This window comes from Streptomyces sp. QH1-20 (assembly GCF_041283565.1).
Taxonomy (GTDB): Bacteria; Actinomycetota; Actinomycetes; order Streptomycetales; family Streptomycetaceae; genus Streptomyces; species Streptomyces syringius.
Window position 1 is genome coordinate 573083 of sequence record NZ_CP166299.1, and the last position, 25288, is coordinate 598370.

The 25288-nt window shown below is 67.1% G+C and carries 24 protein-coding genes and 3 pseudogenes; 12 read left to right on the forward strand and 15 right to left on the reverse strand.

Translation table 11 applies throughout. The features are described 5' to 3' along the window. Nucleotides 1-208 precede the first annotated feature (208 nt). Together AB8O64_RS02705 and rpmF are read right to left on the reverse strand one after the other, a co-directional pair. Nucleotides 209-1378, reverse strand: coding sequence for a GTP-binding protein (locus tag AB8O64_RS02705; RefSeq protein WP_370417665.1), 1170 nt, complete (start codon nt 1376-1378; stop codon nt 209-211). Nucleotides 1379-1383: 5 nt separating this feature from the next. Then, nucleotides 1384-1554 carry a 50S ribosomal protein L32 gene (rpmF, locus tag AB8O64_RS02710; protein WP_370417666.1) on the reverse strand — a complete coding sequence of 57 codons (171 nt, stop codon included), beginning with the start codon at nt 1552-1554 and terminating at the stop codon, nt 1384-1386. Between the two features lie 48 nt (nt 1555-1602). Here rpmF and AB8O64_RS02715 point away from each other — a divergent pair, with 48 nt between their 5' ends. Continuing rightward, nucleotides 1603-2175, forward strand: coding sequence for a hypothetical protein (locus AB8O64_RS02715; protein ID WP_370417667.1), 573 nt, complete (start codon nt 1603-1605; stop codon nt 2173-2175). A 583-nt stretch (nt 2176-2758) separates the two neighbouring features. Here the strand turns inward: AB8O64_RS02715 and AB8O64_RS02720 are convergent. From AB8O64_RS02720 to AB8O64_RS02735, 4 genes and pseudogenes are all read right to left on the reverse strand, one after another. Beyond that, the gene (locus AB8O64_RS02720) at nt 2759-3625 is read right to left on the reverse strand and encodes an RICIN domain-containing protein (protein ID WP_370417668.1); all 867 of its coding nucleotides are present in this window, start codon (nt 3623-3625) and stop codon (nt 2759-2761) included. A gap of 31 nt (nt 3626-3656) precedes the next feature. After that, nucleotides 3657-4133, reverse strand: a pseudogene (locus AB8O64_RS02725) (transposase family protein); the annotation flags it as partial. 381 nt (nt 4134-4514) lie between these two features. After that, the gene (locus AB8O64_RS02730; protein WP_370417669.1) at nt 4515-4763 is read right to left on the reverse strand and encodes a hypothetical protein; all 249 of its coding nucleotides are present in this window, start codon (nt 4761-4763) and stop codon (nt 4515-4517) included. A gap of 49 nt (nt 4764-4812) precedes the next feature. Continuing rightward, nucleotides 4813-5415, reverse strand: coding sequence for a hypothetical protein (locus AB8O64_RS02735; RefSeq protein WP_370417670.1), 603 nt, complete (start codon nt 5413-5415; stop codon nt 4813-4815). Nucleotides 5416-5954: 539 nt separating this feature from the next. Here AB8O64_RS02735 and AB8O64_RS02740 point away from each other — a divergent pair. Both AB8O64_RS02740 and AB8O64_RS02745 read left to right on the forward strand, forming a co-directional pair. After that, on the forward strand, nt 5955-6512 hold the full coding sequence (locus tag AB8O64_RS02740; RefSeq protein WP_370417671.1) for an IPT/TIG domain-containing protein: 558 nt from the start codon (nt 5955-5957) through the stop codon (nt 6510-6512). A gap of 542 nt (nt 6513-7054) precedes the next feature. Beyond that, the gene (locus tag AB8O64_RS02745; protein ID WP_356451657.1) at nt 7055-7270 is read left to right on the forward strand and encodes a hypothetical protein; all 216 of its coding nucleotides are present in this window, start codon (nt 7055-7057) and stop codon (nt 7268-7270) included. A gap of 66 nt (nt 7271-7336) precedes the next feature. Here the strand turns inward: AB8O64_RS02745 and AB8O64_RS02750 are convergent. From AB8O64_RS02750 to AB8O64_RS02760, 3 genes and pseudogenes are all read right to left on the reverse strand, one after another. Beyond that, nucleotides 7337-8113: pseudogene (locus AB8O64_RS02750) on the reverse strand (transposase); the annotation flags it as partial. Beyond that, entirely contained in the window at nt 8032-8325 is a 294-nt protein-coding gene (locus AB8O64_RS02755) for a hypothetical protein (RefSeq protein ID WP_370424069.1), read from the reverse strand. The pseudogene AB8O64_RS02750 and the gene AB8O64_RS02755, both read right to left, overlap by 82 nt. A gap of 71 nt (nt 8326-8396) precedes the next feature. Further along, nucleotides 8397-9242, reverse strand: coding sequence for an NAD(P)H-binding protein (locus AB8O64_RS02760; RefSeq protein ID WP_370417672.1), 846 nt, complete (start codon nt 9240-9242; stop codon nt 8397-8399). Nucleotides 9243-9460: 218 nt separating this feature from the next. Here AB8O64_RS02760 and AB8O64_RS02765 point away from each other — a divergent pair. Then, a pseudogene (locus AB8O64_RS02765) lies at nt 9461-9733 on the forward strand (DUF4158 domain-containing protein); the annotation flags it as partial. Nucleotides 9734-9850: 117 nt separating this feature from the next. On the opposite strand, the gene AB8O64_RS02770 reads toward AB8O64_RS02765, so the two are convergent. Together AB8O64_RS02770 and AB8O64_RS02775 are read right to left on the reverse strand one after the other, a co-directional pair. Beyond that, nucleotides 9851-9994, reverse strand: a complete 144-nt coding sequence (locus tag AB8O64_RS02770) for a hypothetical protein (RefSeq protein WP_370424070.1) — start codon at nt 9992-9994, stop codon at nt 9851-9853. A gap of 380 nt (nt 9995-10374) precedes the next feature. Then, nucleotides 10375-11310, reverse strand: a complete 936-nt coding sequence (locus AB8O64_RS02775) for a LysR family transcriptional regulator (protein ID WP_370417673.1) — start codon at nt 11308-11310, stop codon at nt 10375-10377. Between the two features lie 82 nt (nt 11311-11392). On the opposite strand from AB8O64_RS02775, the gene AB8O64_RS02780 reads away from it, so the two are divergent. Further along, on the forward strand, nt 11393-12745 hold the full coding sequence (locus tag AB8O64_RS02780; protein ID WP_370417674.1) for an MFS transporter: 1353 nt from the start codon (nt 11393-11395) through the stop codon (nt 12743-12745). Nucleotides 12746-12937: 192 nt separating this feature from the next. Here the strand turns inward: AB8O64_RS02780 and AB8O64_RS02785 are convergent, their stop codons facing one another. Next, nucleotides 12938-13948 (reverse strand): hypothetical protein, encoded by a 1011-nt coding sequence (locus tag AB8O64_RS02785; protein WP_370417675.1) that lies wholly within the window; start codon nt 13946-13948, stop codon nt 12938-12940. A 56-nt stretch (nt 13949-14004) separates the two neighbouring features. Between AB8O64_RS02785 and AB8O64_RS02790 the strand changes: the two genes are divergently transcribed. Beyond that, complete coding sequence (locus tag AB8O64_RS02790; protein WP_370417676.1) at nt 14005-15015, forward strand: polyprenyl synthetase family protein; 1011 nt, start codon at nt 14005-14007, stop codon at nt 15013-15015. Beyond that, nucleotides 15008-16408 (forward strand): isopentenyl-diphosphate Delta-isomerase, encoded by a 1401-nt coding sequence (gene idi, locus AB8O64_RS02795; RefSeq protein WP_370417677.1) that lies wholly within the window; start codon nt 15008-15010, stop codon nt 16406-16408. The genes AB8O64_RS02790 and idi overlap by 8 nt, the downstream gene beginning before the upstream one ends. A gap of 333 nt (nt 16409-16741) precedes the next feature. Here idi and AB8O64_RS02800 read toward each other — a convergent pair whose 3' ends face one another. After that, nucleotides 16742-17407 (reverse strand): IS5 family transposase, encoded by a 666-nt coding sequence (locus AB8O64_RS02800; protein ID WP_370417678.1) that lies wholly within the window; start codon nt 17405-17407, stop codon nt 16742-16744. 249 nt (nt 17408-17656) lie between these two features. Here AB8O64_RS02800 and AB8O64_RS02805 point away from each other — a divergent pair, with 249 nt between their 5' ends. The 4 genes from AB8O64_RS02805 (at nt 17657) to AB8O64_RS02820 (ending at nt 21255) form a co-directional block, all read left to right on the forward strand. Beyond that, nucleotides 17657-18136 carry a hypothetical protein gene (locus tag AB8O64_RS02805; protein ID WP_370417679.1) on the forward strand — a complete coding sequence of 160 codons (480 nt, stop codon included), beginning with the start codon at nt 17657-17659 and terminating at the stop codon, nt 18134-18136. Nucleotides 18137-18401: 265 nt separating this feature from the next. After that, a complete protein-coding gene (locus AB8O64_RS02810) occupies nt 18402-18689 on the forward strand; it encodes a hypothetical protein (RefSeq protein ID WP_370417680.1) in 288 nt (95 codons plus the stop codon). Next, nucleotides 18686-19930, forward strand: coding sequence for an NAD(P)-binding domain-containing protein (locus AB8O64_RS02815; protein WP_370417681.1), 1245 nt, complete (start codon nt 18686-18688; stop codon nt 19928-19930). The genes AB8O64_RS02810 and AB8O64_RS02815 overlap by 4 nt, the downstream gene beginning before the upstream one ends. Nucleotides 19931-20379: 449 nt before the next feature. After that, nucleotides 20380-21255, forward strand: a complete 876-nt coding sequence (locus tag AB8O64_RS02820) for a class I SAM-dependent methyltransferase (protein ID WP_370417682.1) — start codon at nt 20380-20382, stop codon at nt 21253-21255. Here AB8O64_RS02820 and AB8O64_RS02825 read toward each other — a convergent pair. After that, the gene (locus AB8O64_RS02825; RefSeq protein WP_370417683.1) at nt 21236-22000 is read right to left on the reverse strand and encodes a glycosyltransferase; all 765 of its coding nucleotides are present in this window, start codon (nt 21998-22000) and stop codon (nt 21236-21238) included. The genes AB8O64_RS02820 and AB8O64_RS02825 overlap by 20 nt on opposite strands. Nucleotides 22001-22363: 363 nt before the next feature. Then, on the reverse strand, nt 22364-23323 hold the full coding sequence (locus AB8O64_RS02830) for an ROK family protein (protein ID WP_370417684.1): 960 nt from the start codon (nt 23321-23323) through the stop codon (nt 22364-22366). A gap of 349 nt (nt 23324-23672) precedes the next feature. Between AB8O64_RS02830 and AB8O64_RS02835 the strand changes: the two genes are divergently transcribed. Beyond that, entirely contained in the window at nt 23673-24587 is a 915-nt protein-coding gene (locus AB8O64_RS02835) for a polyprenyl synthetase family protein (protein ID WP_370423770.1), read from the forward strand. Nucleotides 24588-25288: the final 701 nt, after the last annotated feature.

A 25288-nucleotide genomic window follows, 5' to 3' on the forward strand; every position in this document is an offset into this window, starting at 1 on the left:
GCTCGCCACAGGCACCATGGGCCAAGAAACAGCATGCCGTCGGGGTCCGGGACGTCCACCTAGCAGCATAGCCCCCGGTCCGGTCCCAGGAGACGTCCGCAAGCCGACAAGTTTTCCACCGTCATCAGGGCCGGCACCGGTGCCGGCGAGCGGGATGTACCGGGCCGGGCAGTGCCGTGGCTGCGACCACTGCCCGGCCCGGGGGTCTTCAGTTCTGCGGTACGAGTGCGGGGTGCTCGTGCTCGCAGGTGTCGTCGATTCCGTAGGTGTCCCACGCAGGGAACGGGTCGGCGGCCGGGAGGCTTTCGCCGTCCTGCATGAGGCAGCGCGCCAGGGCGATCCGGAGTTCCTCGCTGCGCAGGCCGGTGCCGATGAAGACCAGTTCCTGGCCCTGTGCGCTGCCCGCGCCCCGGGCTCCGGAGGGTTCGAAGCGGGCGACGGAACCGGCCTGCGACCACAGGCCGGTCACCCGGGGGCGGCTCGCCAGCCAGAAGAAGCCCTTGGAGCGAAGGACCCGGCCGTAGGCCCCGCTGTCCAGGCCTTCGGTGATGAACTCCCACAGGCGGGCCGGGTGGAACGGGACGTCGGAGCGGAAAACCGTGCTGGAGATGCCGTACTCCTCCGTCTCCGGAACGTGGTCCCCGTTGAGTTCCATGACCCAGCCCGGAGCCTGCTGCGCCCGTTCCAGGTCGAACAGGCCGGTCCCGAGGACGTCGCCGAGGGCCACGCGCCCGCGGGTGGTGGTCACGATACGGGCCGGTGGATTGAGCCGGGTGAGGGTGGCGCGCAGCCGTTCGGCGCTGTCCGCGTCGACGAGGTCGAGTTTGTTGAGCACGATGACGTCGGCGAATTCGATCTGGTCCATCAGCAGGTCGCTGACGGTGCGTTCGTCGTCCTCGTACTGGTCGAGCCCGCGCTCGGCGAGCCCGTCCCCGCCTTCCAGCTCCGGCAGGAAGTTGGCGGCGTCGACGACCGTCACCATGGTGTCGAGCCGCGCCAGGTCGCCCAGGGTGGCCCCGTCGTCGCGGGGGAAGGCGAAGGTCGCCGCCACGGGCATCGGTTCGGAGATGCCACTGGACTCGATGAGGAGGTGGTCGAAGCGGTCCTCGCGGGCGAGGCGGTCGACCTCCTCGAGCAGATCGTCGCGCAGGGTGCAGCAGATGCATCCGTTGGTCATCTCGACCAGGCGCTCCTCGGTCCGCGACAAGGCGGCCTCGCCGCCGCGCACGAGCGCGGCGTCGATGTTGATCTCGCTCATGTCATTGACGATGACTGCGACGCGCAGGCCCTCGCGGTTGCTCAGCACGTGGTTGAGCAGGGTGGTCTTGCCTGCGCCGAGGAAGCCGGACAGGACGGTGACGGGCAGTCGTCCGCGCATGCCCGTCAGCCTTCGGGGCGCAGCAGACCGCGCTCGTAGGCCTTGACCAGGTGCTGCGGCACCAGATGGGCGACGCCGTCGAGGGTTACCGGCACGAGCTGCGGCGTGACGGCCTTCCACTGGGCCCGGCGGTGGCGGGTGTTGCTGCGGGACATCTTCCGCTTGGGAACGGCCATGGGTTCGGGGTCCTCTCCGGTCGGTGCGGGACCCGACGCTATATGAAAATGGATCCCATTACCAACCCTGTGACTGTGGGGGCGTTGCTCGCGTTCAAGTGTCCGCCGATCGCGAAGACCATCCACTCCGGGTGCGACGCCCCGAGGGCAACCCGCACCACCCGTGATCGTTTACGACACATGAGCCTCTTCAGGAAGTCATCACTGGCGGTCGGTGCCACCCTCGCAGCAACCCTCATCGGCGGCGTTGCAGCACCCGCTGAGGCCGGGGTCGGCTTGAACGACGACTCCAGCGTGTTCTGGTACACCGGCGACAAAAGCACCAACGGACAGAACGGAATGAACCAAGCGAGCTTCAACAACGAAAACGCGGGCGGCCTCGGCGGCTCCGGCGGCTTCCTTCCGTTCGCGGCCATTCCGCCCTCGGGAGGCGGAGGCCACGGCAAGCTGCCCAAGAGCATCAAGAACGGTGCCCTCAACGGCGACCTCGACGTGATCGATGGACTCGTCCGCACGAGCAAGCGACCCCAGCCGGAGTTCGTTGTGCTCAACGAGCCCCTCCAGGAGCAGTTTGCCCCTCGGGAGTTTGCCTCTCAGGAGGTCTCTGAGGAGACCTCCTGAGCCGGGCTTTGGGCAGGGCAATTCGACGTCCCTCATGAGCCCGCCAGTAGTGGCCCCGACACCAGTTCGGCATGCCTCACCGCCACAGAGCACCTCTGCGCGGGTGGAGAAAGGGCCGCTGACCTGCGGTAAGCGGGTCAGCGGCCCTCGCCGCACACAGCCGACACAACATCAGGCGGGTTGCCCGCTTACGCGCGCAGCGTGTGGTCCCCAAGTGGTCCCCACGGCCTTCAGCTTCTCAGCCGCACCCCCGGTTCAGGGATTCATCGACTGTCCACAATTCAGCGTAACGCCGATCTGCCGACGAAGGCAGAGCGGCGATCTGCGCCTCAGCCCGCCGATCATTGAGCTTCTTCGAGTTGTCCGCCGATCGAGCGGCGGGCGGTGAGACGGAACGCACGAGGCTCCCGGGCTGTCGATCGAGATGCCGGACGTCTCAATCTCGCTGCTCGGGGGCCTCGTTGGTCAACTACCCTGCCTTGCTTGATCTGCTCGCCGACCGCACACCAGCCCTGCTGCAGGTCCTGCGCGAGCCCGACTCCTACTTCGACCCGCTACGCCGGCTCGGTGCTGAACGCCACGGTCAGCGCCACTGAAGCAGGAACTTCTGGTTCGGGGCTCCGCTGCACTTGTACAGGCCGAGCCAGGCACCGTTGCTCATCGCGTAGTTGAGTACGTCCATGCACAAGCCGGTGGCGAGATGTACGTACGAGTAGACGCCTACCTGGACAGGGTCGGGGACGGGTCGCCAGTCCTGGGTCTTCTGGCCCTGGCAGTCCCATTCGTTGAGGTAAGTACCGCTTACGGCATCGGGCCCGCCATAAGCGTCAATGCACTTGCCGGTCTGCTTGTTGACGAACTTCATCGACCTGGATACCGAGCCCTGACCGATTCGCCACTGCTGATTCCCGCCGTGATGGTCATCGTAGGTGATGATATGTGTTCCGTTGGCACTCGACTGGCCAGCCACATCCAATACGCGTCCGTTATTACTGATGCTGGTCACAGCAACGGCGTCCGAGGACCTGCGAGCAAAAAACTGCACTGGATAATGGTCCGACCCCCTGCCCCCCATCCGTTCAGCGGAGTAATTGCCTCCGATAGTCTGCGATGAAACCAGGTAGTCCAGTTCGTTACCGCTTTGGTGCGTAGGGTTTCCACTGCGATAGACATGCGCATTGAAGTCACGGAGCACTCTGCCGAACGAATCCGTATCCGGGCTCCGGTTGAAGTCGCCCATTGCATGCCACGCCGAGACATGAGCTATCGACGCCTCGGTCCGAATGCTGTTCAGCAACACCGCAACGTCCCCACCCCCGCTGGCGAGCGCGTGCACGTTGAAGTAGGCGTTGTTACCGAAGACCAGGCCCAGCGCAGGACGGCCCCGAACGCCACCATTGTCAGCGCCTGGAGCAACCAGGACGTTATCGGCAGCCTGATGCGTGACCATGGCCAAAGCCGTCCTCGCGCATGAAGCGATCCAGCCGTCGGTGGGTGCGGGCGGCGGGCAGGTCGTGAGTGCGGCCCGGCAGGGCGGGCGAGAGCCACAGCAGCCGGGCGCCAGGATCGGTGACGACCTGCACGTTCACGCCGTGGCGCCGGTACTTGTGGGAGTAGTCGGCCCGGCCGTCGCCGACCCGGCCGCACTCGGCGAGAGTTCCGTCGAGCAGGACGAAGTCGGGATCATGCTCGCGCAGCGTCCTCAGCAGACCCGGCGCACGCGCGGCGAGCAGGTCGACGACCGTGCTGGTGCAGGCATGGGCGGTGGACTCGCTGATCCCGAACCCGGCGGCGATCTTCGCCAAAGCGGTGGGCTCGCGCAGGTACACCAGTGCCACCATCGCGCGCTGTGACAGACGGAGCTTGCAGCGCCGGTCGCCCTCACGGGTGACGATCAGCATGGTGACCGACTCCACGAGTGCGTGCGACAGGTCGATTGCGGCAGGATGGACGACCAACGAGGCCCCCGAGCAACGTGATTGAGACGTCAGACATCTCGATCAACAGCCCGGGGGCCTCGCTCGTTTCGCTTCACGGGCCGTCACCCGATCGGTGGCCGCATCGAAGAAGCTCAGTCACTCAGCACTGCTTAATGTCCGGAGACATACAACGACGGATACTCCGGATCATCACCGTGAGGCGAGGCGAGGCCGCTGAAGGCTGGCTTTTAGCGGGAATAGCGCGCCGTCGAAGGGTCATTCTCATCGGGGATGACCCTTCGCGCATTCATCACTCACCAATCGAAGTGCCGACGTGCTGATGAAGAGGGAGGCGGGGTGCCCACTGCGCGCCAGCGGGCACCACCGGAGTGCCGAGCGACCGCAATTCCTGCGGGCGTTCTACGACGCCCCGTTGCCGGTGTCGTCCTGCTCTTCCGCGAGGAAGCGTGCCTTTCGGTACCTCAGGTCGGCCTGCCGGTACCACAGCCGACCCACGAGGGCGACGGCGGCAGCGCCGGCAACACCTGCCACGTTCGACAGCCACCCGGACGTGGAAGCCATGATGGCCGTCCCGACGCAGATGGCCACGGCGATCGTGCCTGAGAAGAACACCCCGTCATTCGGCGGACGCAGTTCGTCCCGATTCATTGCAGCACCACCTAGGGACACCCCCACAGCCTGTCTCCCGACGAGTCGGTCAGCATTTGTGAGCGCCCTGGACCGCGCCGGCCACGGCGCCTCCGAAGCCGCCCACGGCGGCGCCGCCCACGCAGCCGGTCTCCAGGCCTGTAACACAGCCTGCTACGCCGCCGAGTTCGGCCGTGTCCAGGCTCTTCTTGCCTAGGCACTTGGCCCAGTCCCAGAACCCGTACGTCGTCACAGTGGGGGCTACAACACCCTTGAGCGTGGCTTGCGGGGTATCGACGTGCTGGTAAAGGGTGTTGCCCTTGACCGTCCAAGTCACCTTGTGCAGATGACCATCCATGTCCTTGATGGGCTTCGGCGTCATGGTGAGGAGCTTCTCGCCCTTGCCGTCCTCGATGGACACGCCACCTTCCTTGTCAGCGGCGAGGTGGTGGTCCCCCTGCAACTTGGTGAAAGACCAAGCGGTGTCGCGGGCAAAGGTGGTGGTCTTGCCCGACTCGGCCAGGACCTTATCCAGCGTCTGCCCTGAGGAGTCCGCAGCGGTGGCCGGTGCAGCCGCGATGAGCGCGGCACCCGCCGCAAGCGCCGCCGCTAAGCCCGTCCGATGACGTGCCGTCATACGCATTAAGCAATCCATTTCTCTGTTCAAGTCCATCGGAAGAGGACACGTGAGCCTCTGCCGGATGCGTGCACATCGAGATCAACATCTTTTGCTGGCTTCCCGCAAAGTGCATTGACCGACTTGAGGCACCGTTTACCAAAGGTTTGCAAGTCATGACACGTTCATTACCCGGCGAGGGCGAGCAAAGGTGGAAGGAATCGCTATGAGGCGCCCGGCCAGCCCTCACTGAACCGTGCCGGGCCCTGCCCGGACTACGGCAGGGGGCATGACCGCCTCCATACTGCGTACCGTCCCGGACGTTCGGCCGGAGACGGTGCTGGCGCAGGCGATGGTGCCCGTACTGGAGCCGAATCTCGTCCGCCGGCTTGCTCACTTCAGCGTCGACCGGGATGGCTGGGACCACCTCTGGTTGCTGTATCGAGGGATACCTTGCCTTCCTGTAGCGCGCGACCCAAGCGCCTACCGGGGCGCATCCTCCGCCGACGACCGCATCCGGAGGAAGGACCCCATGGGCCTGTATCGCCAGGACGGCACCCGCATCACGAAGGCGGCTTTCGCAGCGGCCGCGCTCGATGATCTGCCCGTTCGGGTCACACGGAGACGTCTATGTCTCAGAGCCGTATGGGCGCGGAGACGGGCAGCCCGAAGGCTCCAAGCGTTTTCTGCTCTACCAGGCTGGGACGATCGTCCTGCGCTCTGCCGTCGATCACCTGTTCACCGCAGCGACGGTCGCCGGCATCAGCCCCACCAAAGGCCCGGTCGCGGGCGGCACCACCGTGACGGTAACGGGCGCCCACCTCGACGGTATTTCCGCCATCGCCTTCGGCGACGCAGCCACCACCGGCCTGCACGTCCGCTCGGCCACCGAGCCGACCGTGAAGACGCCGCCTGGCGCCGCTGGGGCCGTGGCTGTCGAACTCGTCGACGACAGCGGCACCGTCGCCAAGGCCGACGGCTTCACCTACGAGGCCCCCGGCCGGAGGCTGACCCGACGGGCAGAGGCCCCGCACGAAGCAAGGCCTCTGCCGAGTCAGGGACACCATTCCCGTTGCCCGGCTCCCGCTTTCTCTGCGCCTGCGGCCCGAGCCACCGAGCCCGGAGCTGAAAACCTGCCGCACCGCGCGACATAAGCGGAACCCCTTGTGCAGGGTGCGCACCTTCGGACTGACACCGCTCGAGGAGCCATCCATGGCCACCACCGCCCGCACCCGCAAGGCCGCCGCCAAGACGGCCTCTGAGGAAACCCCGGCAGTCGCCCCGGGACCGAAACCCATCAAGGCTGACTCGACCCCTGCCGCGCCGGGTACGCCCCCCCGTGGCCCACCCGGGTGATCCAGCAGCAGACAACAGCGGGCTCCCCTTCTCCTACTGCTCAGAATCCGGTCCGAGGCGTACGCAGGCCAGGTACTGGACGCTGATCGGTGGCCGCCGCTCGAGTCAGCACTGCTGTGCCCCCAGGGCCAGGACGCCACGGTAGTGGGCGTCGGTCCAGCACTCCCGCCCCCGCATGCCGCCCCTCACCTGGGGGCTAGGGGGTGCCCGACGGATCGGGTGGCCTTGTGGGTGGTTAATCGTTTCGGGTTTCGCTTCACCCGTTTGGGCGCGTGCGGTCGCATCTGGCGGAGGACTGCGTCACGGTGCTATGAGGAACACCCATTCGAAGGAGGCTGGCATGATCAGGAAGCTTCATGACGCTGGACTGCGAAGCGAGCACGCTTACACCGCCGCGCTGGCCTCGATCGGTCTCTCCGTCCTGTCCTGGGCAACCTCACTCAAAGCGGAATCTGCCGGCACTGACCGCGCTGACCGTTGGGGGATCTTCGTCGGTGAGTGGGCACCCACCTTCTTCGGCCTCGGTCTCGCCCTCTCGCAATACGAGCGGGATTGATCCAGCGGGAGGCAGTGTCCGACCGGTCAGGCTCCGGAGCCGTCGGACACTGCCTAAGCTTGTCATTCATCCAGTTCGACGCGGCTTCGTGCCCACCTTGTGGTGGGCAGGGCGGCTGAACGCCTCGCCGCTTGCAAGGACCCGGCCCACGTCATGACGGGTGGCCGGGCGGCGGTTCCTCGAACCCGGTGGCCGACCGGGGCCCCTTGGAGAAGCCAGCCTCGCCGAACAAACTGACCGCCTCAGGTCGATCGCCAACGGGCGGGCGAGTCGGAGCTGCGCATAGGCGGCGATCACCACCCACGTCCACCGGTCGGCTGCCTCCGAGCTGCGAAGCCGGGGCTTCGTCCACCCGAGCGTCTGCTTGAACAAGCGAAACATGTGCTCCAGGTCGAAGCGGCGGAGGAAGGACTGCCGGCGTCGGTCGACATCCGCCTCGGTGGCGCCGGTGCCCGACCACCACAGCCACACCGGCTTGTTCACCCCGCCACTGGGCAGCTTCTCCACGACCAGGCGAATGACGGTGCCCTCGGTGATGGGCAACGGTCCGACGTGGCCGAGCCAGGCCGCCCGACGGGTCAGCCGCGGGTGTAGCCGGTCCCACGCCTGCGCGGTCGCCTTCCCGTAGAGGCAGGTGTCCGTGGTCGTCACGGCCTGCTCAGTGCCCCAGGTGGCCGGGTCTCCGAAGACGAACTCGCCGCCGTGCTCAGGCGGCCGGCCGCCCTTGGGGTCGTAGACCCGCGGCGGTGTCGGCCGCCGCATCACGCGGTCGGAGCGAAGCCGGCCGAGGATCTGCACTGGCAGGTGCGCGATGCGCGGGGCGTCGCGAGGTCGACCAGCGTCCGCACCGGCCCGTCCGTGCACAGCAGTGCGTCAGTCAGCTCGAAGAGTGCATTCTGGCGTGCGGTCAGGCAGTCATAGAAGGCGCCCCGGAAGCGTGACAGCGCTGTGAACGCCTCCCGTCCGTCGTACTGCTGCAGCTCACTCGTCTCCGCGGTCTCGGCCTGGTTCGTGCGTCCTTGGTCGGAGCACATGATCAGGCCGAGACCGTCCACACGTCCGGCGAATGCCCAGGTGAGCGACCCAGTTCGAGGACCATTTCGGGCCGGGACCCCGAAAGGCGAACCTAACGGAAATCGTCCGCGTGGTCTTCCGCCCACGAGCGGAACATGCGCGCCGGCGCTCCGGTGATCTCTTCCACCGTGGAGGTGATCAAGTTCGATTCGGACCGCGTTTCAGCGCTGGCCAACAGGGCCTCGACGAGGGCGGGTGGCCTGCCGTCGGCGAGCATCTGCTGCCGTGCGACCTGCACGGGGACCTTCTCGAAGCGCGTCGGGCGGCCGATCGCTTCCCCGATCGTGTGTACCTGCTCGGCTCTGCTCAGTACCTGCGGGCCGGTCAGGACGTGTATCGCGCCCGCATGCCCGTCATCAGTCAGCGCGTGTACCGCCACGGCCGCGATATCGCGCTCGTGGATCACCGCCGTGGCCGCGATGTCGGGACCGCGAACGACGTGCGTGGTGCGGATTTGCTCGGCCCACCCTCGCGCGTTGGAGGCGATCGTGTTCGAACGCAGGACGGTCCACTCCAGGCCGGATTTTTCGATCAGGCGCTCCATGTCGGCGTGGAGCTGATTGATCGGGTCGGTCTGCCGTTCGGCGTCCTCGTTCACACCCGACGATGAGAGATAGACGATGCGGCGGGCATGTCGTGCAATCGCCTCCAGTACGGCGGGGGCGCCCTCGGCCGTAAGGAAAGGCCAGATCAGAAACACTGTGCCGGTCCCGGTCAGTGCCCCCTCCAGCGTGTCCGACTCGGACAGGTCCCCGCCTACGACCTTGACTCCCTCCGGTAGCCCGGCCGATTCGGGCTCACGCACCAATGCACGCACAGCGGTGCCTCTGGCCAGGAGCTGAACAACAACTTGTCGGCCGACATTGCCAGTAGCGCCGGTCACGAGAATCTCACTCATGATCAGGTCAGCTTCGGCCGTGCTCGGAGTATTCCGTCCTGCCGGGCACGGGGCTCGAAGGTGAGGACGAGCACGGCCGCGAGCGTGTGCTGGGGCTCTCCGACCAAGGACACACATGATCAAGCCGAGGCCGCCCGCACGTCCGGCAAATGCCCAGGTAAGCGACCCACTTCGAAGGGCGCTTCGACCTCAACGGATAAACGACAAGCTAAGTGCCTGTGTGGGATCTCTTGATCGGTGAGCTGGAGCAGTTCTTCCGCCTGGATGCGCAGGCGCTCGGCCTGGCCCGAGCGAAGCGGGCCCCGGCGGACCGGCTGGGGTGGGCAGTGCAGTGGGGCCGTGTGCGGATGTTCGGGGTGTTCCCGACCGAGGACCTGTCCGTCGTGCCGACCGTGGTGGTGCGGTTCGCGGCCGAGCAGTTCGACGTCGGGCCGGACGAGTTCGCCGCGTACGGGGCCAGGCGGCAGAACCGGTACGAGCACGTGTGGGAGATCCGGGACGCCGAGGACGAGGTGCGGGCGTTCCCGGCGGCGCGGGTGCGGGCATGGAGGGTCCGCGGGCCTTGTTCGACCGGGCGCCTCGTCCTCGTCGTCGCTGAGGGTGGGGCCCTACAGGTGGAACGGCTTTTCTGGGTAGACCTGACCATCGAGGATGCTCGCCAGGGACTCGGTGGCAAGGTCTTCGTCGATCAGCATCGCTTGGCGTACGAGCTCGGCAATCTCCAGGCTGCGGCCGCAGTTCTCCAGCGACACCCGCTGCCACTTCTCAGCCCGCATCGAAGCCGACGGCGGCGACGTGCCCGGCGAGCCCGGGGCGCTAGCTGCCCTCCGGTCCCGCAGCGTCGCGCCGGCGGCCGGGAGTTCCCAGGGCCGCTCGGTGATCAGCGCGCCGATCGTCGCTCGAGACCCATCGGCTCGCGCCCGTCCCGGCCCACCGTACGGACCGGGCGCGGCCTTGACCTCGCCTTCTGGCCACCGCCATTCTTCCGGGCCGCCTCCCTCGCGGCCCGCAGCGCGACGCGGGCCAGGCGTATGAGGTACGGAGGGGGCGAGCCGCCGTGTGCCGGTGGCCACGCCTACCCCCGAGTCGTCGTCCGTCGATCCGGACACGATGACCGGAGACGCGGCGGCGTTCAGCGCGGATTCACCCAGTCCGGCGTCCAGGTCCCGGCGGCGTCGTGGCCGGCCGCTGTGGCGGCGAGGTGGGTGCGGAGGGTGGCCAGCGCCGGGTGGGGGTTGTCGCGGTGCCAGAGGACCGAGTGCGGGTAGACGGGCGTCGGGTCGGTCACCGGGATGCGGCGCAGGCCGTGGCCGGCGGGCCAGACGAGGCGGGAGTCCGCACCCATGAAGGTGGCCAGGGCGGGGGTGTCGGCGATGGTGTCGAGGAGCGCGTCGGAGCCGAAGTTGGGGCCTGTCGCCTCGATGGTGAGGCCGAACTCGGCGACGAGGTCGTCGTAGTAGGCGGCCCATTCGGTGCCGGGGACGATGCCGGGCATCCAGATCCGGTGCCCGGCGAGCTGCGCGACAGTCACCGAGCGGGCGCCCGCCAGCGCGTGAGCGGGTCCGGTGAGGAGGTGGAGGTTCTCGTCGAGGACCCGGACGGACTGGATGTCCTCGGGAAGGGGATACCCCGGCGCGGCGACAGCGCGGAAGGACGCGTCGATCGCACCGGACCGGATGGCGGCGACGGCCCTGTCGATGTCGAAGAGCATCACCACGTCGAGGTCGGTCTCGGGGTGCGCGCGGTGGAAGTCGCGCATCAGCGCTGACTGCGCGCTGCGCGAAGCGATCACGTCGACGCGCAGCGGCCGGCGTCCGGCGTGCACGGACTCGGCCGCGCGTTCGGCCACGCGCAGCAGTTCGCGTGCGTGCGGCAGGAAGGCCTGGCCGTCGATGGTGAGCTCGGCGCCGCGTGCGGTGCGGGTGAACAGCCGCACGCCGAGGTCGCGCTCGAGCGCGGCGATGCGCTTGGAGACGGCCTGCTGGGTGACGGCCAGCTCGGCGGCGGCTGCTTGGAACTGCCCCGCGTCGGCGGCGGCGACAAAGGTCCGGACGGCGTTGAGCTCCATGCCGACACCGTACTTGCACAACTGATGGTTGTGAGTGAAGGGTCTTGCGGTTGTTTGACCAGTGGCGATGGTGCTCGCTTGGATGACTTGTGTAGCGGATTGGTTGTGCGGCGAGGGAGGGCGCGGCGTGTGGAACGGGCACCGGCTGGGGCGGCGGTTCGGGTGGCTTTGGGCGGCGTACGGGACCAGCGCGCTGGGCACGTGGCTCGCCTTCGGTGCGTTCCCGTTGATTGCCATCGAGGTACTGGACGCCGGACCGGCCCAGGTCGCCGCCCTCTCCTCCATCGGGGCCGCCGTGGGCGCCGCCGCGGCGGTGCCGATCGGACCGTGGGTGGAGTTCCGCCGCAAGCGGCCGGTGCTGATCACGATGGACCTGGTGCGGTGCGTCGCCCTGCTGACGATCCCCGCGGCGTCAGCCCTCGGCGCGCTCACCTTTCTCCAGCTGCTGCTGGTCACGGCCGTCGTCGCGGCGGCCGACATCACCTTCCGTGCCGCCTCCGGCGCCTATCTGAAGACACTGCTCCCGACCGAGGACCTGCTCGTCGCCAACGCCCGGTTCGAATCCACGACCTGGACGACCACGATCGTCGGACCACCGCTGGGCGGCGCCGCGATCGGGCTGCTCGGCCCCGTGGCGACGGTGATGGCCGACGCGGTCAGCTACCTGCTCTCGGCCCTCGGCATCCGCGCGACGGGCAGCAACCACGAGCCGCCACCCGGGCGCCGGGAGACGGCGCACACGAAGGCCGGGGACCTGCTCGACGGCTGGCGGTACATCCTCGCCGACCCGACGCTGCGTCCGCTGTTCTTCAACACCGCGCTCTTCAACGGCCTGGTGATGGCAGCCTCGCCGCTGCTGGCCGTCCTGATGCTCGGCCGGCTCGGGTTCGCACCGTGGCAGTACGGCCTCGCCTTCGCCGTCCCCGCGATCGGCGGGCTGCTCGGTTCGCGGCTGACCCGACCGCTCGTCACCCGGTTCGGCCGGCACCAGGTCCTGGTCGCCGCCGGGGCGCTGCGCGCGATCTGGCCGGCCGGCCTGGCCTTCGTGGGGCCGGGCACCGGCGGGCTGCTGCTGGTGATAGGCGTCGAACTGGGGCTCATCTTCTGCTGCGCGGTCTTCAACCCCGTCTCCGCCACCTACCGACTCCAGCGCACCGCGACCGACCGGGTCACCCGCACCCTGTCCGCCTGGGCGGTCACAACCAAGGCCTCGACCGCACTCCTGACAGCCGCCTGGGGCGTGCTGGGCGGCCTGCTCGGCCCGCGTACGGCCATCGGCCTGGCCGGCGTGCTCCTGCTAGCCACTCCACTACTGCTCCCCCGCCGCGCGGCAGCGCCTGGTCGCCGCAGGTCAGCATCCTGCGCCCGACTATCTTCGCTGCCAAAGGACAGGACTACCGCAGCCTTGTCCTGGCCTGCGCGCACAGAGTCCTGATCGGGCATGCATCGAAAACTCACACACTCACACCGTGCCGGAGACAAGACAGCCGAGGTCGGCCCACCGTGGAGCCGGCCACCGCGCTCGTACGGCGAGATGTGATCAGCTCAGGGCGGCAACCTCGCCGAACTCGCCGTCCGCGCCGCTCGTTACAGGGCGTGCAGTTGAGCAGAGCGGTGGCGAGTTCCCTCACGGATCTTCAGGATTTCGCAGGCAGCCCCAGACCCAGGAGAAGCCAGGAAGCTCCATCGGTGTCATCGAGTGGGAGGAAGTGGGGGTGAAGCGAAGTGATTCCAGGCCGGCGTACAGGCCGACGATCGCGTAGTAACGGGGTGCCATCAGCACCTGGTTGAGGAGATCTTCATACAGGTTCTTCGCGGTGCCTTCGGCTGTGTCCCGGATGGATTCGATGAGCCGTACTGCGCTGTCCCGCCAGGCGATCAGGACGTCCACCGCGTCATCTTCGCTCAATCCCTCAGCGATCAGGATGTCCACACACGTGGGCATCGCATGCGGGTCGTTTTTTTCGCGTGGCCTGCTGTAGATGTCATTGTCGATGACGAGAGCGATCTTCGAGGCTTCCCGGGCGGCTCTACAGGCCGGGGAATTCCACAGGAGGGGATCGATTTCTTCGTCGTACTGAAGCTCCAGAAGGGATGCGCAAACATCTCCTGATGCTTTGCTTTCCGTGCGGATGATGAAGTAGTCATTCAGGGACGGAGTGGAGTCCCTGATGTCGAATTCTGCCGTTGTCGCAAGGGCCCAGGAGGTTGCCGCCGATACGAAACGTTCGAATTGAAGCGGCGTGACGAGCGACCGGAGTTTTTTCCCGTGAAGCGCGGCCTGTGCGTCCAGGGCGCCTCCTGCGGGGCGGCCGGTGGTCAGTGCGTGCATGGACGTCCGGGCGTGCCGGGCGAAAGCTTGTGAGGTCACGTCAGGTGATTCGTCCAGCAGGTCGGCGATGTATATAAGAGTGATCAGCCGCGTGACGGTGCACAGGACGTCGGGTTTCGCTCGGGGCATATTCATGGCGAGCGATAGCCATGGTTGCCCTTTGGTGATGACCTCGCGCACCAGCATCGGCGACTTTCCGCCAAAGTCCAGCACGGTGTCCAAATGCCCGAGCAGGTCACTTTTCGCCATATCGACATGAGGGTTGATGCGAATCGGAACGGGCTCGTAGGCTGGTGGAATTAACATCTATGCCTCCCTCGCACCACGATGCCGCACGTTTTTCCTCTTACGCAAGGAGGAACATGAAGGTACCTTCGGTGATCTTTGAGGCGAGACAGTGGGCGGAGGGCGCCCTGCAGGAAGAGGTCGGCTCCCTGCATCCGGAACTGGCGAAAGTGTGCGGCTACGTCTTCGGCTGGCGCGACGAGCAGGGAGCGCCGGTGCAGGCCCGGGGGAGCCGGTATCTGCACGCAGCACTCGCGATGATCACCGGGGACCAGCTGGGCCGTCGGGATTCCGCTCTCGCCTCAGCCGTCGCACACGAGTTGGTGCACAATCTGTCGCTGCTGCACGACGACATCATCGATGACGACGACGAGCGGCGCGGGCGCCCTGCGGCGCATACGGTGTTCGGTCCCTCGATGGCGATCATCGCCGGGGACGCGGCGATCCCGCTCGCCTGCGGCGTCCTCCTGCGCGAGGACAACGGCCGCCAGGCTGCTCGGATGCTCACGGGTACGGTCATCGACGTGGTCGGCGGCTGGTCGCAGGACGAGGCGATGGCCGCAGCGGCAGACCTGGATACCGACGTCCAGGAAATTCTCTGCGGTGTCGGCTACACCCTGGGCCCCCTGCTGCTGCACTCCTCGGTGCGCGTGGCGAGCGTGCTGTGCGGAGGGCAACCCGACGCACTGCCTGGACTGATCGAGGCCGTGGGCCATGCCGGGCAGGCATGGAAGACGGCCAACGACGCGGAGAACTACTGGGACACCGGTGCTTCGGGCAAGCAATCACTGGCGGATCTCCGGCAAGGGCGGATCACCCTGCCGGTGGTCTTCGCAGCCGTCTCCTCACCCTCGTGCCGGAAGAAAATCGAGGAGCTGTGGCCGCGTCGCACCGACGAGGTCGTCCTGGCGGAGCTGGCCGGGCAGATCACCGCCTCGAGTGCGAAGCAGATGTGCACGGACCTGGCAGCCGCCGCCATGTCCCGCGCCTTCCAGGCCGTGGACTCCTCAGACCTCCGTCCGGACCTGCAAACGAAGATCACCGACCTGCTGCTCTACATCACGACGAGGGGGCAATCCCATGGCTGACCAGAGCGCACGCGAGGAACTCCTGGTGGATCTCGTGGACGACGAGGGAATCAGCGTCGGTACGGCCACCGTCGACGCCGCGCACCGCACGGACGTTCACAAGCACCGGGCGTTCTCGGTGATGCTCTTCGACGGCCGCGGACATGCCTTGATCGCCCGCAGGAGCACGTCCAAACTGCGGTTCCCCGGCGTCTGGGGCCCGTCCACCTGCGGCCACCCGGCCAGCGGCGTAACGCTCACCAGCTGCGGGCAGCGGCGCATCTTCGAAGAGCTCGGGGTCTCCGGTGTCGAGGTCCACGAAGCCGGCATCACCCAGTACCGGCTCGGCTACGGGGACTACACCGAGGACGAGTACAGCCATGTCCTGATCGGCTTCAGCCACGGCGAACTGAACCCGGACCCCCAGGAGGTGGGTGAGGTCCGCTGGATGGCGGTCGACGATCTCACCCGCGAGCTGAAAGACCACCCCTCGCTGTACGCGCAGTGGCTGAAGCCCGTGTGGGAGGTGGCGCTCCCCGCGGCGCAGGCGTCCGGAATGGTGAGCGTCGGCAAGGACATGCTGCGCAGCGAACGCGAGAAGGACGTCTACGCGTACTACGAGTTCAAGCGCGCAGACGTCATCAACACCGATGCCGGCGAGGACGACTACGTCCACTCGCACTTCTCGATCTTTCCCTACAACCGGGCCGCGCTGAAGGTAGCGGAGCCCCACCGGGAGAAGGCGGTGATGCGAGAGCTGCACCGGATCGAGAACCTCCAGGCGCAGGCCCTGGTCGACCTGCTCGGTGACCTTCCCCCCACGGCGAGGGTCCTCGATGTGGCGTGCGGCAGGGGCGGCACCTCGTTCTTCGCCTACGAGCGGTTCGGCTGCTTCGTCGAAGGCATCGACTTCTCCCCCTACCGCATCGAGTACGCCCAGAAGGTCGCCCGACAGCATGGCATCGCCGACCGCGTGACGTTCGAAGTCGGCAACGTCAACGCCACGGGCAAACCGGACGGCTACTACGACGCGGTGTACATCAACGAAGTTGCCCCGCACTTGGACTCGGTGGACGACCTGTGCCGCGAAGTCTCCCGGGTCCTCAAGCCGGGCGGGGTGTTCGTGTTCGTCGAGTGGATCGCCGACAGCGAAAACGCCCGCCACACACCCGAGGTGAAGTGGATCGACCGGAACTACTACACACAGATCCCCTCCCGCCCCACGGTACTCAAGGCGATGACAGGAAACGGCCTGTATCCCCGCCATCTGGAAGACCGAGCACACGACGTGCTGCCGTATTGGGAGCTGCGGCAGGCATCGAAGCACCGCACAGGAGTGGAAAGCCCCTTCTACACCGCATTCCAGAACGGAATCCTCAACTACCTGCGGATTGTGTGCGACAAACAGCCCTAGGCCCTTGCAGATTATCCGACTGCGGGTTTGGGAGCCTCGTGCGTTGCGATGGAGAACAGGGTTGCCGGCCGAGCCCAGTGACAGCTTCGGGCTGGCCGCCGGCCTCCCTCTCCCGCAATGCCAGATCCGCGGCGCCGCTCGGCTCGTTAGGCACGGCAGTGTACGGCTCCGGTACGGGTGGAATGCTCAGGCGCGCACTACGTGAACGACCAGGGCCCCGTCTAGGACGTGTCCGGCCGATCATGTTCGAAGCCAGATGACGAGTGCTGCGGCGGTCGCGGTGCCGAGGTAGACGTAACGGCGCTTGTCGTAGCGGGTGGCAGCCACCCGGGACTATTTCAGACGGTTGATGGTCCGCTCGACGGTGTTGCGCTTCTTGTAACGCTCCCCGTCGAAACCGGGTGCCCGTCCGCCGCGAGAACCCTTGCGTAGGCGGGCGGCCTGGCTGTCGGTCTTCTCCGGGATCGCGTGGCGGATTCCTCGACGCCGCAGGTATTCGCGGAGGAGCCCGTTGCTGTAAGCCTTGTCGGCAGCCAGGCTTTCCGGCTTCCCACGCGGTCTTCCCGGCCCGAGTCTGGGCACTCGGATCTTCTCCATCACGGCGATGAACTGCGTGCAGTCCGCCCGCTGACCTGGGGTGACGATCAGAGACAGCGGGCGGCAGCGGCCGTCCGCGCTCAGGTGCAGTTTGGTGGTGAACCCGCCGCGCGAGCGGCCCAGGCCCTCACCTCCTGCACCACCTCCACCAGGGCGGGCGACGAGACTTCGCCACGGCCTCTCGTGCTGGTGTTCTGCCGCTGCGTCCCCTTTTGACGCAGGAGCAGGCGGCGGTTCGGTGCGAGCGCCGGCCGCATGGTGATGCGCGCGGACGATGGTGGAGTCGACCGAGATGTCCCAGTCGATCTTGCCTGCTGCGTCGGCTGCGGCCTGGACCTGCTGGAGCAGTCGTTCCCAGGTGCCGTCGGCCGCAGGTGGTGGGTGCCGACGCGGGTCGTGCACGAGCCCCGGCCGGGACTGTCCTACGCCCGCAACACGGGCATCGAGGCCGCCACCGGCCGGTGGATCCTCGTCACCCACCCGTAAGCGGGACAAGCACGGCGTCGTGATCCGCGACAGCAGTCCCGGCTACCGCATGGACGTTGTGGCAGTCATCCAGGAGCTGGGCTACTACAAGGAATTGTTCTCAGCCGACGGCTATATGTCGGCCTTCCGTCCGTGGGGGCGACGCACGGCGTACTCCGTCGCCGGATGGCCCGTCAGACGGGAAACACGACACCGCCGCTGAGCAACGACGTCTTCCAACCGCTTGTCGCGGCGGCCCTGTACGTGGTGGAGGTGCTGGCGCCGCACGTCACGGAGCTGCAGCAGGAGTTGCAGGAGATGGTGCCGAATCGACCGGGCCGCAACAACCGGGAGCGTCCGGACTGGAGGGTCGAGGTCGCGCAGGCCATCGACCGCCACATACAGGAGGCCGATCCGTTCGATGTCGCACTCGATCACGTCGTAGCCGAGCGGCTGGCGGACGGCTGGGGTCCGGACGATCCGCTGCTGCGGGTGAACCTGATCTCCCTTGCCCACGAGACCGGACGGCACGCCTTCCACTACACGTGGCTGCCCACGCTGCGCGGCCACCTGGAGAAGGCCGTCAGGGAAGTCGGCCGGCCGAAGCCGAGGTGGCTACTCATGGTGGCGAGCCAGAGATCGAGGTGGGCGGCGGGTTCGTCGTGACGGACCTCGATGCCGGTCCACTGCTCACGGGCGGGATGACTGAGGGCCTGGGTGAGGGCGGGCTCGTCGGGCAGGTCGTCTGCGTCGAGCTTGAGGATGACGTCGTCGGCCCCCCTGCTCCGGCATCCGGGCCCGAGACGACTATTCGTGTAGGCATCAGCTCGCTGCGAGGCCTCTACCCTGTTCAGAGGGACTATGCCTGCGCTGCTTGCCCTCGCAGGAACGATCCCATGTCCGCTGTCGTCTCCGACCGTGAAGGTGGCCGATGGTGCTTGAGCAAGGGTTTCTTCCGGCACTCGCCCCGACGATGATCTCCTCCCAGCACGGCCACCTGGCCGCGGTACCCGCCGCAGGCACCCCCCAGCAGCGTGTACACGGCCTGCGCGAAGTAGCGGACGCAAGCGCCGAACCCATCCTGCTCGACCCACTCCTCCACCTGGCCGAGCACACGGAGCACCTGGCTGCAATGGTCGTGCCCCACCCGACCGTGGGGCAGCAGCAGTGCTCTGAATTGGTCGCGGCCTCCGGTCCCGGCACAGGACGGACGCAGTGAAGGTCTGCGTCATCGGTTCAGGTATCAGCGGTATAGCCGCCGTACGCGCACTCCAACCCCACCTGCCGGCCCACGCCCTTCACTGGATCTCCGAGGATCCGGAGGCCGGAGGCTTGTGGAGCCCCTCCTCACGGAACAGCAGGGCATATGACGCCTTGTACCTGAACACCACTCGGGAGCAAAGTGCCTTCACGGGGCGCCCCATTCCTGCCAAAACTCCGGTCCACTATCTCCACCACTCACACTATGCGGCGTACTTGAAGGAGATCGCAGCTGAGTGCCAAGGCGCCGAGCGACACTGGGAGTGCCAGGTGACCTCGGTCGCCCGGCATCCCCAGGGCGGCTGGGCAGTCCACTGGGTAAACCCCGATGGTTCGGTCTCTGGCGCAGAGTTCGACGCAGTCGTCGACGCGTCCGGCCACACTAGCGAACCCCGTGGCCCGACGGTTCCGGTGGCGACCAATCGCACATACGCGTATACGCACTCATCGGCATACCGCACCCCGGAGCCCTACCGCAAGGCGCACGTTCTCGTGGTGGGAAATGGCTCCTCCGCCGTCGATATCGCCAGTGACCTCGTCGCTACATCCGCCAGCGTCGGCATCAGCATCCGGACACCGAGGTGGCACCTGCCGAAGGTTGCTCCGGAAAGGCCGGTCGACCATCCCGTGCAGGGCTGGCTGCAACGGACTCCCCTCGTCGGCCGCATCGTCGCGCGGATCGCGGACTCGACAGTGCAGCGGCGGCTCACGGACTCCTACACCCACTACGGACTGCCTACTCCCGATAGACCACTGGCCTCCTCGTTCCCCGTGCTGAGCGACCACTTCCTCTCGCACCTGGTCCATGGCCGGATCCGCATGTATCAGCGCGTCACGGCCCTGGGGAAGGAGACGGTGCAGTTCGGCGACGGGACAGCGGCGAGGTTCGACGCGGTGATCGCCGCCACGGGGTTCCGGGATAGCTCGCCGCACTTACCGGCCGACGTCCAGCAGGTGCTGCGGGAGGGTCGTCTGGGTTTGGCACTGCAGCCGCCCGGAGGCGACGGCCTGTTCCTCATGGTTCGATTTCGGTGCGGTGAGGCAGCAGTTCGGTGCGCCGAGATTCAGGCGGCAGCCGTAGCCCGCGCGGTGTGTCGGCCACGGTTCGGCACGCGTTCGTCACCCCCTGGTCCGGCCAGCCCGGTGACTTCTCGCATCACAGTCCGCACTTTGGAGAAAGTTTACGGGGCATACCGATGAAGATTTCATATGTCGAGAAGGCTAATGTCGCCAACATATGGACGGTACGGCCATGCCTCCGACAGCACAGCCAGCGGTCAGGTGCTCTGGAGCCGCCACAGACGGGCGCGGCGGATGCAGTCGCGGGCGCCAGCATGCCGCCACTCGCGAGACCTCCCAGCGCAAGCACGGAGGCGGACAGCAGGCCAGTCATACGCTTCATGGAAGCTTCTCCTTCAAGACGGGTGGATCCTCCATAACCAACGCGATGTCTGACAGAAAGTGACGCGGAGCGACCAAGCCATGTCCAGTCGGCTCAGCTCAGTTGGCCAGCAAATTCGAAAGGAAACGGCTTCAGTGGATCCAGGTCGAGTAGCCTCCCATCACTGTCAGCGGCTGGGCAGAGGCGCGTTCGCATCCGACCGTCCTTGGTCTCCTATTGGCTTATCAACCGATTCTGGGGAAGCGCGATGAGTGGTGCCAGCAAGGCCCGAGAGGTGAGTGGGGACTGGCCTAAGGAGGTCGCATCGCTGGTCAGAGCGTTACGGCGAGACGCAGCTTGGCTGGAAGAGGTGGCCGTACGGCTAACGCCCGGCCGTCGACGTCTGGTTGACGTGGGGTGCGGCGCCGGGGGTATGGCGCTGGCCTTGAGCGAGGCTGCTGGTTCGGACGCGCGGGTGGTGGGTCTGGACGGTGAGGAACTGCTGTTAGCGCATGCTCGGCGGCTGGCGGCCGAGCGCGGGTTCATTGGTATCCAGTTTGTCAGCTTTCGCCTGGAGGACGGGGTGAAAGCGTTCCACGAGGCGGTCGGTTGCGTCCCGGACCTGATCTGGGCTTCTCACGTGGTCCATCACACCACCGACCAGCAGGAGACTCTCAATATGCTGGCCACGGCCCTCGCCCCCGGCGGTCAGCTGGCGATCTGCGAGGGCGGATTGCCGATGCGGTTCCTCCCGTGGGACGTCGGCCTTGGCCGGCCCGGCTTGGAAGCCCGGATGGAAGTGGCGCAGGATCGCCGGTTCGCGCGGCGGCGCGATGATCTACCGGGGGCGGTGCCGATGCCCTACGGCTGGTGCGAGGCGTTGCGAAGGGCGGGGCTGCGCAACGTCATGTCGATTCCTTACGTCATCGATAACCCGGCGCCTCCCGGTAGCGACGTAATGATCGATGTGCTCGATACTCTCAGTGCGCAGATAGCCAAGCTGACCGAGAGTGATCTGTTGGACGAAGCTGACGCCGTGACGTGGGGTCGGTTGCTCGACCCCGACGATTCGGCCTGGCTGGGGACACGTGACGACGTCCATGTGCGCACGCTGCGTCAGGTGGTCATCGGAGAGCGTGCGTAGAGCGGTCGGTTGAGCGCCCGTTGTACGGGCGATCGCCGTCTCCAGGATGGGCCGAGGCGTGTTGCATCATGAGCTGGCGCAGTGCCTCTGCGCGGGCGACGATCAGGCGCCCGCGTTCCTCCCGCCGTCCCAGGTCCGTGTGGTACGGCTGCGCTGTTGTCTGCTCTGTGTGCTGGCGGTAGAGCAGGCTGGGTGTGCGCATGAAGTATCCATCGGAGACGGTGTTGGCGGCCATGAGCAGTCCCGTGTCCTCAGCACCGGGGAGTGCCATCCAGCCACCCAGGGCTAGGAGCAGGGAACGGCGTATACACAGCGTTCCCGGCACCACCGGGGGGAATCCGCCGGTCTCCACCCAGTGCGACAACACCTCGTCCTTCTTGATGGGGCCTTCCGCAGGAGGTTCCCATGGCCTTGCCGAACCATCGGGTAGCAGCGAAAGTGCCTGTGAGGTCACCCAGCCCAAATCTGGGTAAGTGGTGAGAATTTCGATGTCCCTGGCCAATGCCCCGGGAAGGAGGGTGTCGTCGGCATCCAGGGTCCGCACCAGCTCACCCGTCGTTCGGGCCAGGGCCAGCGTGCGGGCAACAGCCGGGCCTCCGGCACGCCCGGACCCTAGGCTGATCCGTGGGTCACGGGGAAGGGCAGTCGCGATGCTGCCTGTTTCGCCGTCCTCTTGGACGACCCACTGCCAGTCCCATCCATGGGGCATGAACTGTTCGATTATGGACGCGGACACCTCACTCATGAACCTTGAGTAGGGAGCGTGAGCGGCGGTGAGGATGGAGATCACACGAGTCATGTAAGTCCTAAGTGAGCGTTGAATGGATCGTCCGGTTCAGGCCCGTTGCGTGTCTGGGGGGCGAGGAAGCAGAAGCCCGGTTTCGGGCTCGGCGAGGATGCCGCGGCCGGCTAGGCGCTTGGCGCGAACGCTCGCGGTATGCCGCGGCTCGGTACCGTTACCCAACGTCCGGCAGAGGTGCGCAGGCGTGGTCGATGACACCGCCTGCGGCACGCTCACGCTTACGCAGGCACCGGATGCGATGGCCGAGATCATCCCTACGTCCCGTGGGAATTGCCGCATCATTCGTCTCCTGCGGGGCAACCCTCATCAGCCGGAGCGCATGAAGTGCCCGGTGGCCGAGTGGTCGTCCCAGGCGAGCAGACCGGCACCGACGCACGCCGCCTGATCACCCAGCTGAGCTACGGCTAGCTCCGGCCGGCCGAAGGAGCACCGACGTGCCACGGCCTCGGCGAGCGGAGTGAGCAGCAGGTCACCGGCGAGTGCGAGGCCGCCTCCGACGACGACCAGGGCCGGGTCCACAACGGCGGCGCAGATCGCCACCCCCTCGGCGAGGGCCTCGATCGCCTCGTCCCATACCTCGGCCGCGGCGCTCTCGCCGCTGATGGCTCGGCGCAGTACCTCCTCGGCCGGTACCCCGAACTCTCCGGTGGCCCGCCCATATTGTGAGCTGACGGCCGCTGCGGAGCCCACGGTGGCCAGACAGCCTCGCCTCCCGCACCGGCACAGATCGCCCGCTTCTGGCCGGACGACCAGGTGAATCAACTCGCCACTGCTCCAGTGCACGCCCGGAAACGGCCTTCCATCGAACATGAGGGCAGCGCCGACACCGGTACCGACTGGCATGAACAGGAAGTTCGACACGCCTCGTCCGGCACCGAGCCGGGCCTCGGCAACTCCACCTGCTCGGACGTCGTGCACGAGCGCTACCGGCATTTGCAGCCGCTCACACAGCAGTTGACGCAACGGCAGCTGTCGCCATCCCAAGGACAGAGACTCCACCCCCACCCCCGCCACCTCGTCCACAATCCCGGGGCAACACACTCCTACGGCCTGCGGGATTGCGCTGGCAGCGCGTCGCCGTTCCAGCTGCTGGGTGGCGAATTTCAGCACGGTGGCCACAACCGCCTCGGGCCCGTCCTCGCGGCGGGACGGACAACGGGCGTGGTGGGTGGCCGTACCGTCAGCAGCGACGGTGGCCGCCTTGATCGTGGTACCGCCGATGTCCAAGGCCAAAACCTGGCCCTGGGCCGCGTCATGCTCTTCCACGCTGCGCGCCCTCCCGTCGGCTGCGTGACCCGCAGTTCCCCCCGCCGGCTGGTTCCCCCATTCCCCTTCGCCCCGTCTCTGCCCTATCCCGTGTGGGCCACGTGGAAGAAGTAGAAGTACTCGCCCAAGACAGACCAGCCCCTCGCAGACGCCGCACCCCGAACCTTCCGCCGGGGCATCGAGCCGGTTTTGACGTTAGGACGCCTGACCAGCGCGGGAAAGAGTCAAGTTCCAGCCGCACCAGCCGGTTCACATCCCCGATGCCTTTGTCCCGTAGTCGGTCTCGACCTGCCGCACCGATCATGTATGGCGAGTGGTGTAACTCCGTTCCCGGTGACACAGTGCGCTCATCCGCCCCGTGCGGCATCTCGTCGAGGCCGGTGGTGCACGGCTGCGCCCCCGTCTGCTGCTGGCGGTGATCGACCTCCTCGGCGGGGACACGGCTCGGTACGTGCCCCTCGCGGCGGCGATGGAACTCATGCACACCGGCTCGCTCATCGTGGACGACATCCAGGACCGGGCCACCCGCCGACGCGGCCGGGCACCGTCGCACGCCGTCTCCGGACTGGCTGCCGCCGTGAACGCCGGCACCGCCGCGTACTTCACCTTCGACCAGGCGCTGCGGGCCGCCGTCACCGAAGCCTGCCTGCGCGTGCTGCGCGCGGGCCACGCCGGGCAGGGCCTTGACCTGGCGGGCCACCGCGCAGAGATGGACGCCGCGGTGGCCGCCGGCTGTGGCCGCCAGGTGCAGCAGATGGTCCGCCTCACCCACCGGCTGAAGAGGGGTGCGCCGGTCCGCGCAAGCCTGGAGACCGGGGCCCTGCTCGTTGGCGCCGACCCGCAAGTGCAGACCGCCCTCGGAGCATTCGGAGAGGTCTTGGGAGTCTCGTACCAGGTCATCGACGACGTCCTCGACCTTGACGGCGTGACGAGCGGCGGAACCGCGACAAAGCGGGCCGGGGAGGACCTGTTCAACGGAAAGGTCACCATGCCGCTCGCCCACGCGGTCGACCTGCTTCGGCAGGCCCACATGACCCGACTGTGGAAAGGACTTCGCGCGGGCCGTGCGAGCAGACGCCAGGTCGCTACGGCGGCAGACGCACTGCGGGCGTGCGGCGCTGTGGAAGCGAGCCGCAGCGAGGCGTACCAGAAGCTGCGTGACGAGCGGCATCGGGTAGAGGACCTGATCGGGGACAACCCGAAAGCCCGAGCGTTATGGGAACTGGCTCACCAGGCCGTCATCAGCCGATCGCGCAGCGCCTGAGAAAAGTACCGGGGCGTGCGGGTGTGAGTGTGGCTGCGAATGGCTCCTCCGACGTGACGGCCAGCAGGTCGCGCCTGGCATAGCGCCAGCACCGGCCATCTCGACGGCCGGAGAGACGCAGAAAAGCGGTCGGCCCCAAACGTAGTGGGGCCGACCACCTCCGTAATCTTCCCAGACCACCCACCCATAAGGCTGGCCGATCGCCGCCTTGGGCTCGACTGTCAGTGCCCCACGAGACGATGACGCCATGACCACGGATCCGACCATCCACGCCGACCGGTAGATCCCCGCGTGGGCCCCCACCATCGGCACCGACTGGACCGCCTCGCTCTCCCAGCTACATGAAGACCTGCGTGTACTCGACCCCGAATACCGCATCGAACGATTCGGCACAAACCTCGGAGGCTTGCGTGTTACGGTCGCCGACCGTTTGGCGAGTTCGCCGACCGGGCGGCCGCCCTCACCCACGCCGCTGAGACCGCCTCCGAACAAACCTGCGGCAACCCCGGCCGCGTACGCCTCCGCGGCGACGGACCGCCAACCTGGATGCAGAGCAGCTGCGACACCTGCCGCACCCTCCCCATACAAAACACCACCTCGACGGGCGGCACTGAGATCAACCGCCTGGGCGCCTCCCACCCGTAGAGTTCTCCTCGGCCGCCGAGTTCGACAAGGCGTGATGTCCGCCACACCCGCAGCGG